This is a genomic window from Breznakia blatticola (assembly GCF_004365815.1).
GTDB lineage: Bacteria > Bacillota_I > Bacilli_A > Erysipelotrichales > Erysipelotrichaceae > Breznakia > Breznakia blatticola.
Genome location: NZ_SODD01000078.1, coordinates 1 through 3,486, shown reverse-complemented (window position 1 = coordinate 3,486; position 3,486 = coordinate 1). Strand labels below are relative to the sequence as shown.

Below are 3,486 nucleotides of genomic sequence, written 5' to 3'. Positions count from 1 at the left end.
TACCTTCCTTATTTTTATATGGTAATCTTACATTTCAATGTATCATCATACATGTAACAATCTAAGTTAGGTGCGCATCGGTTGAATTAAGCCAATTATTTTCAATGACCGTATTTTTTCTTTCAATAAATTGCTTAGAATCATTATTGTCTATATCCTTTGTAAAATTGAAAAAATAGAATTATTTATCAAAGTAGGATAAACTTACATCTTTAATATAAACTGCATCTGTATTCCTATCGTTTATGTACCTTAACAATGTATCAGCATCACTTTGTACTCTAATTCCAAGGATAGTTGATTCTCCACTTTCGACGATTTTCAATTGCTCCTGAATAAGCTTATACTCTTCGCTCGATCCAAGTATCTTAACTACCGTTTCTTGAGAAGCTAAGAATTCAAGTTGCTTTTTATAGTACTTTTTCAGTTCCGAAGCACTGTCATAATCTGTATTCATGCGACCATTTCTCGTCCAAATTGCTCTATTTTGTCTTGCTAAATTTAATCCAAGCGTTTTTCCATCACTTGCATACATACAAGCATAATCAATATTATTACTATAACTTTGACGACTTAGTAATAATTTTGAAAGTTGCTCGTAACTTATTGGTTTTTTAAAGCGTATGGAATAATCATATCTAGCAGTTTTTGGTAATTCCGAAATTGTTTCGAGATAGTTTTCCTTTTCATAGTTCCATGATACATCAGCTTCTCCTTTGTTTTCATAATCATGTTCATCTTCATTTAAATCAAATGTTGAAGAAATAAGTTTACTATCCTTTATAACGATTTCCGTTGGAATACCATTATTTTCTCTATTCAGTCCAAATGAATTATATCTACCATAAATAGAATATTCAGTTAATCCATTTCGAAGTATGCTTTTTGTATCATAATAATCAAACGAATATGTTCCGCTCGAATTTGTTGTTTCTACATATGCAGTCAGCACATATTGAAATATATCATATGATTCATTCTTAATTACTACTTCTTCTTTCAATGGATTAAAATTTGAATTTGTCTTCCATGAACGATATCCAAAAACTGTAGCAGTTATTAAAACACCAAGAATTACACAAACAACAACGATTCTATTATATATATTTTTTCGCAAACCAAGTCTTGTTTCTTTTATTATTTTATCGTCTTCTGAATGATCATTTTTCATTTCAAACATTTTATCAAATTCATCTTTTTTCATAACAACTTCTCCTTTTTTGCAATTTGTTTTAGCTTTTCTTTTACTCTGTAACGTATCATTCTCATTGTGTTCACTTCAAGTTCGAAATGACAAGCGATTTCATTATCACTTAGATTCGATGTTAGACTTAATAACATAATGTCTCGTTCTCTTTGTGCTAGTTCATAAATCTTGGAATATAACCATCTAGTTTGTTCATTTTTGATATAAGTTGCTGTAGCATCATACGGATCTTGTACCCAATCAACATTATATTTATTTGTGTCGATTAAAAATTTGTCCTTTCGGACAGTATCGATATAGAGATTTTTCAACACTCGAAATAACCAAAACTCAATATTTGGATTCTTATAGTCATAGGATAGTATTGCACGAACTATTGTCTCGGAGGTTAGGTCTTCTGCTTTCTCTTTTGACTTTGTTAGTGAAAGAGCGTACAAAAAAAGTTGTTGTTTATATCGAACATATATTTTCTCCATCCAATCTTGATTATTTCTATTCATATGTTCTTGCTCTCCCCTTACTAATATAACGAATGAGATTTAAAAAAACCACAAACTTTTTTCACTTTTTATTAACTATTAAATCAATAAAATGAAAACCAATAGAAAAAGCATCTCTATATACCGTACTTTTCAATACATAGAAATGCTTTACTTAATAGTCAATGTAATTGTTCAAATATTTGTTAATACTTTTTTTGTAACAAAGCATTTTACAAATGTAAATTCAAATACATTTTAAGATACGCATATTTTAATTATCAAGGTATGTTTCTAAACAAAATAGTTTTTCTTGTTTATATGTTTCATCAACAAGACTTATTGGTTTTAAAATCAACTGTTCCTTCTGTTGTTTTGATAAGTGTTTAATTTTGTATTCAAGCTTACTAGCTAAACTACGATTATCACATGACCATAATGCTTCAAGTGCTACTACATTTCTTGTTTTTGTATACTTTGCAGCTTTGTCGCTTTTATAGAAATGTTCTTTTACTCGTTTTGCTATATCTGTTGTGATGCCTGTATAAATTGAATCATCATCACAACGAAGCATATAAATATAATACATAGATATCGCTTATAGTGAAGCAATCACTTCTGCATTTAATTCTTTGATGAATTCAATTGCTAGTGCAATTGTATGATCCACATCACTTGACGAAATATAGCCATAGTGTGTATGTGCATATCGTGTTGGAATCCCCAAAACTAAACATGGTACGCCTGTATCAGCAATGTGGATAGCTGCTCCATTTGTTGAACCTGCTTTTCGTACAGTGCATTGAAATGGAATGTCATATTTAGTTGCAACTTCTTTTGCTTTTTCAATTAATGAAGGATTTGAAATCATTCCACTATCCATATAACGAATTTGCGGTCCACTATGTAACTTTCCTTGCGGATGTGTAATATCGCTATATACATCATCAGCTGGTGAACCTTCAAAGATAATTGCTAAGTTAGGTTTTACTTTATTTACACTCACTTTTGCACCACGTGTACCGACTTCTTCCTGTGCTGCAATTGCGCCGACAACTTGTACATCGACAGTTTCTTTTGCCAGTGCTTTAATCATTTCTAATACGCAGTAACAACCAATACGATTATCAAATGCTTTCCCCATAAGTAATCCGGTTGCTTCTATTTCTTCCATATACACTTCTGGTGCTATTGGATCACCAAGTGTTATATGAAATACGTTTTCTACTTCATGTTTTGATGTAGCACCAATATCCACAAAGATATCATCCATTTCTAAAGCTTGTTCTCTTTGCTTGGCACTCATAAAGTGTGGAGGTCTAGAAGTTGTTGTCCCTTTTACGTATTGTCCATCACGCGTTTTGATAATTACTCGATGTGCAGGTATAGTATGTAAAATCCAACCTCCTAGTGGTACGATACGTAATAATCCATTATCACAAATATCTTGCACCATAAAACCAACTTCATCACTATGTGCATCCAGCATCACAGTTGGTAATTCACTTTCTTCATAATTAATATATACATTTTTCAAGTGATCTACTTCTACATTTGCTGTTGTATGACGTTTTATAATTTCCACTACATCTTCTTCATGACCAGATGGTCCAAATGCATTACTTAACGCTTCAGCGAGTTGTTTATTCATCCCATTACCTCCAAAATTCTTTATGTCTATTCTACCATTTTCTCAAAAAAATAAAAGGGGCTGTGACACTTAGTACAGCTTCAAATCATAAAAATAACGCCTAAACTCGTAAGAGAATAGGCGTTATTTTTGGTATAATTTATTTGTGA

At 31.3% G+C, this 3,486-nt stretch carries 4 protein-coding genes; all 4 read right to left on the bottom strand.

Features of this window, described 5'->3' with window-relative positions; translation table 11 throughout:
- Positions 1–181: 181 nt before the first annotated feature.
- The 4 genes from EDD63_RS11345 to EDD63_RS11330 all read right to left on the bottom strand — a co-directional run bounded on the left by EDD63_RS11345 (position 182) and on the right by EDD63_RS11330 (position 3,337).
- A complete protein-coding gene (locus EDD63_RS11345; protein ID WP_134171426.1) occupies positions 182–1,204 on the bottom strand; it encodes a hypothetical protein in 1,023 nt (340 codons plus the stop codon).
- Positions 1,201–1,707, bottom strand: a complete 507-nt coding sequence (locus tag EDD63_RS11340; protein ID WP_134171425.1) for an RNA polymerase sigma factor — start codon at positions 1,705–1,707, stop codon at positions 1,201–1,203. The genes EDD63_RS11345 and EDD63_RS11340 overlap by 4 nt, the downstream gene beginning before the upstream one ends.
- A 253-nt stretch (positions 1,708–1,960) precedes the next feature.
- Positions 1,961–2,275, bottom strand: a complete 315-nt coding sequence (locus EDD63_RS11335) for a GIY-YIG nuclease family protein (RefSeq protein ID WP_134171424.1) — start codon at positions 2,273–2,275, stop codon at positions 1,961–1,963.
- Between the two features lie 9 nt (positions 2,276–2,284).
- Entirely contained in the window at positions 2,285–3,337 is a 1,053-nt protein-coding gene (locus EDD63_RS11330; RefSeq protein ID WP_134171423.1) for a M42 family metallopeptidase, read from the bottom strand.
- Positions 3,338–3,486: the final 149 nt, after the last annotated feature.

Coding starts and splice junctions, on each gene's coding strand:
- EDD63_RS11345 (WP_134171426.1), bottom strand. CDS start 1,204: ATGAAAAAAGATGAATTTGATAAAATGTTTGAAATGAAAAATGATCAT.
- EDD63_RS11340 (WP_134171425.1), bottom strand. CDS start 1,707: ATGAATAGAAATAATCAAGATTGGATGGAGAAAATATATGTTCGATAT.
- EDD63_RS11335 (WP_134171424.1), bottom strand. CDS start 2,275: ATGTATTATATTTATATGCTTCGTTGTGATGATGATTCAATTTATACA.
- EDD63_RS11330 (WP_134171423.1), bottom strand. CDS start 3,337: ATGAATAAACAACTCGCTGAAGCGTTAAGTAATGCATTTGGACCATCT.